Origin of the sequence: Streptococcus sp. SGI.013 (assembly GCF_050315295.1) — a bacterium.
In the GTDB taxonomy this organism is placed as follows: Bacteria; Bacillota; Bacilli; order Lactobacillales; family Streptococcaceae; genus Streptococcus; species Streptococcus porcorum.
On the sequence record NZ_JBNPOS010000051.1, the window covers coordinates 1 to 4748 of the forward strand.

Here is a 4748-nt window from a genome sequence, read left to right on the forward strand (position 1 = left end):
TGGATAAACATATTGACCGTTGAATACTTTACGTGCTAGTTCTGCCCAAGTGAGTTCTTTTTCGGCCAGAATGATCTCTAAATTGTCCCAAAATCGTTCATTCATCTTCACACCTACCCTGTCACTTGTTTCATCAGACTGGCCTGAAACAGCTCTTCTTTTACTTGTCTGGGAAGAAAGGTACGCACTTCGTCTAGCCCAATAGCTGGATAGACATGATTCTGACAGACAATGAGGGGCAACCGAAGATTCTGGTCTGGCTTTTGGAGAATAAGCTGAATCATCTCATTCAAACTTATCGAATATTGACGCTTAAAGCAAAGAAATCGTGGCGACAATAACTCAAAACAATCCGTGGTTTTGGCGAAGAGTGACAGTAAGATTTCACGGTCTACATCACACGCTTTTATACAACGATAAGTCACACCATAGGTCGTCAAAATGGTTAGTAAATCTTGATTTGTATTGGCATTATTTCCTAGATATACCTCAAGCATAGGCACCTCCTTATAGGATTAGGCTATTTTCAACTGTTGGTTCAGGAGTTGAGAAATAGCGACTCATATCAATGGGCATCCGTCCTTCACCAAAGCACTTGACCGTCACTAAAGTCGTTAAAATGCCATCCTTTCCCCTAGCAGAATAATTTTCACCAAAGGCACGAAAGGCCAGGTGATTGTCTTTCGTCAGTAGTGTATCTACACCATTTTTAATATCCCTAGTTTCCATAAAATCCGAAATCTGATGAAGATTGGATTCGTAGAATAGGGGATCATTCATCTCTTTGTGGTAATCATCTTCAAAAGTCACCTCAAAGTCACAATCAAAATTGGGGAGCGACAGTATCTTTTGTAATAGCTGATTGGTTTCAGCTTGGTGAATACGTTCTTCTAATTCAGTACAATCTAGGATACTTTTCTTATGTAGTAAGTTCATGTTTTTCTTCCTCTTCCGTTCTTCTAAATTCTCTGGCAATGGCTTCAATAACTGTGACAGTCACGCTATTGCCGGCCTGTTTGTATAGCTGGCTCTTACTGGAAACACTTTCTGCTCTTTCATAAGCCCAATCAGGAAAGCCTTGAAGTCTGAAACACTCTCTTGGTGTCAGTCGTCTTATTCTCAGGCGATAAAGTTTTCCCTCTAAGACAATGCCTGTGACTTCATACCACTTATCCTGTCGATATTCCAGAGCAGCAACCACCACTCCCATATTGTCTGAAGTCGTCAGAGTATTGGATATTCCCTTTCCCACACGTCCCCTACGTTTGGTTGAGTCTGGATAAGCCAGATTGACAGAGTCTCCAAGAGTTGCCTTTGCGTAGCCTGTTTTTGTGGCTTCCTTGATTTTCAGAAATGGCAGCTCCTCCCTCAGCAAAATCTTTGGCACCTTGTCTCCACCTTGCATGGTGGTCAAGGTCGGTGACAAGCCAGATATGTCAAATACTCTTCCAGTCTGGTCAAAGCTAGTCGGCAGACTTCCTGCGACAACAACCCCGTGTCTGTCTTGACTGGTCAAAGTAAACATAGGGTCTTGATTTTCCTTAAATCGACGACCATGTTGCCGTTTTTCAAGTCTATCTGGTGTTAAGACTGGAATGGCTATTTTGGTCCCCTCTCCTTTACCTCTCGTTAGTGTAGGAGCAAGTCCACTCGTCAGATAGACTTCACCATTCAAACCACGTTTAGAGGGATTGATATTTCCTAGCCTTTCAAGATGAGCTGAGCTGTTTTCTCTTCTGAGAGGAAATATGAATCTGGAACGGTATCTTCTAGAATGTCCGATAATAAAGACCCGCTCTCTGTTTTGCGGGACTTGGAAGTCCTTACTGTTAAGCACCTGCCATTCGACATCATACCCCAATTCATCCAGCGTGGAGAGGATTGTGGAGAACGTCCGTCCCTCGTCGTGATTGAGTAGGCCTTTGACGTTTTCCAAAAATAGAAAACGTGGTTGGATTTGTTTGGCCGCTCGAGCAATCTCAAAAAAGAGAGTCCCTCGAGTATCTTCAAATCCCAATCGTCTGCCTGCGAGTGAAAATGCTTGGCAAGGAAATCCCCCGCAGATGATGTCCACTTGCCCTCTAAATTGTCTAAAGTCATGGTCTGTGACCTCTTTAATGTCATGGTATTCTATTTCCCCTTCTGTGTTAAACATGGCTTTATAAGATGTTCTAGCGAATTTATCAATTTCACAAAAGCCCAGGCATTTATGACCCTGTGATTCCATCCCTAGCCTAAAACCGCCTATCCCAGCAAATAAATCTAAAAATTTCATTTTTCCTCTCTTTCCAACTAAAAAAGAGCCTTACACATGTAAAACTCTTGCTTATATATGATCATCCATTTCTGGTGCACGGATGATTTCAACAATCAAAATGACGATAGAAATCAGATAGATTCCACCTAGTATCCACCAAATCAACTTAATCACCTCCCTTTACTTCTTGTCGTCTCAGTTGCTTAGTCCACTCTGACAGCACACCATTAAATACATATTCAGCTATTACTTCCGCTGACCGAGCAAATCGCATATGTTCCAATGCATACTGATAACGGTCACTAAAATAAATCATGGCATAGTCACTAGCTGACTGAGATAGACCCGTCTGTCTTAACTGGTCATGAACCAAACCCCAAATATAATCTCGATCGTACTTGGTCACGCCATCGACTTTTGAAGTAAAGTTCTCTTCTTGTTTCTCATCTACTTGCTGCCTCTCCTCCTCGTCCTCAATAAGGAAATCACTCCCTTTAGTTTCACTATATTTAGTCTCACTTCCTTCAGTCTCACTAGGGGCTGAATTTAAGACCGGCCCCGTCTTTCTTTGAGACCCCCCTAGTGTTTTTTTAACACTAGCCCCGTCTGAACATAAGACTGGGGTAGGATCATGTTCTAATTCCCCCAAGTATATTTTATTTGCCATACGACCTTTTTCACTAGAGGACTGTTGGACTTCATCAATTAAGCCATATTCGCGTAAGATTTTCTTGATAGAGAGTAGTTTTGACTTTGAACAGCCTAAAAGTGCCATCAGATTTGAATTGGAATAAATCAAATAAATAGCCCCATCCTCATCAATCCAGCCCTTACTCAAAGACAGCTCCAACCTATCTTTTAAAACCGCGTAGGCTACCTTAACCTCCAGCTTCATATCCTTATAACGTTCACTCTCAAACAAAATTTTAGGGAGTTTATAATAACGCTCTGATGTTTGATATTGATTAGCGGTAATTCGTTTCATGATTATCCCTCCAAGACTAAAAGTCCAACATTTCCGAATTCATCAAATCGGATTAAACCTACTTGTTCCAATTCATCAACCAGATGAGTTGCTTTCTCAATATCAACTCCTAAAATAGCCACGAGATGACACATCACGATTTGGCGTGATGATTGTTCCTTCTTTTTCATGAATTCCTCATTAAAATAAAAAAACGAGAACACTTATTAAAATGTTCTCGTTGAACTATTATATTTTATGACGTATCTATTTTTTGTCTACGCAGTCGACATCCAAACAGACATTCACATCAATGTACTTTTTTTGAACCTTTTTTATGTCAAAATCACTCTTTTCAATAAAGACAAAATGCTTGAAAAAGTGCTTAAAATAAAGGATTTTTACCCGTTGCTTCGTTGTAGCAACACTACGCACTCCACGTGTGCTGAGAGCTTTCTTCTATACTAATAGACGAAAGGGAGTGAAAATGATTTTAAGATTATACTGTGGAACGGAACAGTAGCCCTAATATTGACTATCTTTCTAAAATCTCCTCAATAAGTGGTTCTACCCCTGTAGCTAATAGTTCCTCAATTTTATCCCGTGCATGGAACCTATTAACGTCATAGGCTACATACCTTAGCATATCTGCTGCAACCTCATTAACTGGGTAGGGATAGCTCCCCCTTCAATATCTGATAAGAGAGATTCGCAAATACATCAGCATCTTCAAAATGTTTTAGAAAATCCTTATAGCTTGAATGGATTGATTGAATCAACTTTTTACCCTGTTCCTCATCAATTTGCATATAGTGCAACAATGCTATTACAAGAACACTATCTTTCAAAATACATTTTTTACACAAATCTGCACCTGTCATTTCATAGATATGCTTTTTCTATCAAAAAGACTAGCAAAAAATCACCACCTCAAAACGAAACGGCGATTCTGTTATTTATTTAATTCTTTGTAAAGCTCAATCCCTTCTTTCTAGTATTATTGACTTTTTTATAGCCTGCAGATTTCTGTGCTCCTAGTTTTTCAGCCTCTTTTATCTGCATCAAGCAATCTCTCCCAAATTGCACCTATAATTTCATCATCTTCAGCAGCAACTAATACTACTTCTCGATCTAAATCAATCGTCTACTTCTATCAACACGATTTTACAAAGAGCCAGTACTTACATCTCTTTTTCTCCTGTAAAACTATTGTATCTTGATACTTTAAGGAGTTTCAATCATTCGATCTGTTAACCGTTATTTTTTGGATCTAAACTTAATAACATAGCATTAATGGCGACGATGACTGTTGACACAGACATTAGGATTGCTCCTAATGCAGGGCTTAATGTGATACCAATAGGAGCCAAAATTCCTGCAGCTAGAGGGATAGCTATAAAGTTATAACCAGCTCCCCAAAAGAGATTTTGTTTCATTTTACGAGTTGTTTTGTGTGCTAATTCAATGAATGATTCAATATCTCCTGGATCGGATTGAGTCAATATGACATCAGCTGAATCCAATGCA

At 39.6% G+C, this 4748-nt stretch carries 5 protein-coding genes and 2 pseudogenes; all 7 read right to left on the minus strand.

Annotation, left to right across the window (positions count from 1 at the left end; all coding sequences use genetic code 11):
• Positions 1–105 (minus strand): annotated as a pseudogene (locus ACQRDX_RS08920) (transcriptional regulator); the annotation flags it as partial.
• 8 nt (positions 106–113) lie between these two features.
• Entirely contained in the window at positions 114–497 is a 384-nt protein-coding gene (locus ACQRDX_RS08925) for a hypothetical protein (RefSeq protein WP_427896535.1), read from the minus strand.
• Positions 498–507: 10 nt separating this feature from the next.
• The gene (locus ACQRDX_RS08930) at positions 508–936 is read right to left on the minus strand and encodes a hypothetical protein (protein ID WP_053866447.1); all 429 of its coding nucleotides are present in this window, start codon (positions 934–936) and stop codon (positions 508–510) included.
• Complete coding sequence (dcm, locus tag ACQRDX_RS08935; RefSeq protein ID WP_427896533.1) at positions 920–2275, minus strand: DNA (cytosine-5-)-methyltransferase; 1356 nt, start codon at positions 2273–2275, stop codon at positions 920–922. Before dcm ends, ACQRDX_RS08930 begins: the two co-directional genes overlap by 17 nt.
• Before the next feature lie 148 nt (positions 2276–2423).
• A complete protein-coding gene (locus ACQRDX_RS08940; RefSeq protein ID WP_427896531.1) occupies positions 2424–3242 on the minus strand; it encodes a replication initiator protein A in 819 nt (272 codons plus the stop codon).
• Between the two features lie 2 nt (positions 3243–3244).
• Positions 3245–3412, minus strand: coding sequence for a hypothetical protein (locus tag ACQRDX_RS08945; RefSeq protein WP_044474380.1), 168 nt, complete (start codon positions 3410–3412; stop codon positions 3245–3247).
• Positions 3413–4471: 1059 nt separating this feature from the next.
• A pseudogene (locus ACQRDX_RS08950) lies at positions 4472–4748 on the minus strand (heavy metal translocating P-type ATPase); the annotation flags it as partial.

Coding starts and splice junctions, on each gene's coding strand:
- dcm (WP_427896533.1), bottom strand. CDS start 2,275: ATGAAATTTTTAGATTTATTTGCTGGGATAGGCGGTTTTAGGCTAGGG.
- ACQRDX_RS08930 (WP_053866447.1), bottom strand. CDS start 936: ATGAACTTACTACATAAGAAAAGTATCCTAGATTGTACTGAATTAGAA.
- ACQRDX_RS08940 (WP_427896531.1), bottom strand. CDS start 3,242: ATGAAACGAATTACCGCTAATCAATATCAAACATCAGAGCGTTATTAT.
- ACQRDX_RS08925 (WP_427896535.1), bottom strand. CDS start 497: ATGCTTGAGGTATATCTAGGAAATAATGCCAATACAAATCAAGATTTA.
- ACQRDX_RS08945 (WP_044474380.1), bottom strand. CDS start 3,412: ATGAAAAAGAAGGAACAATCATCACGCCAAATCGTGATGTGTCATCTC.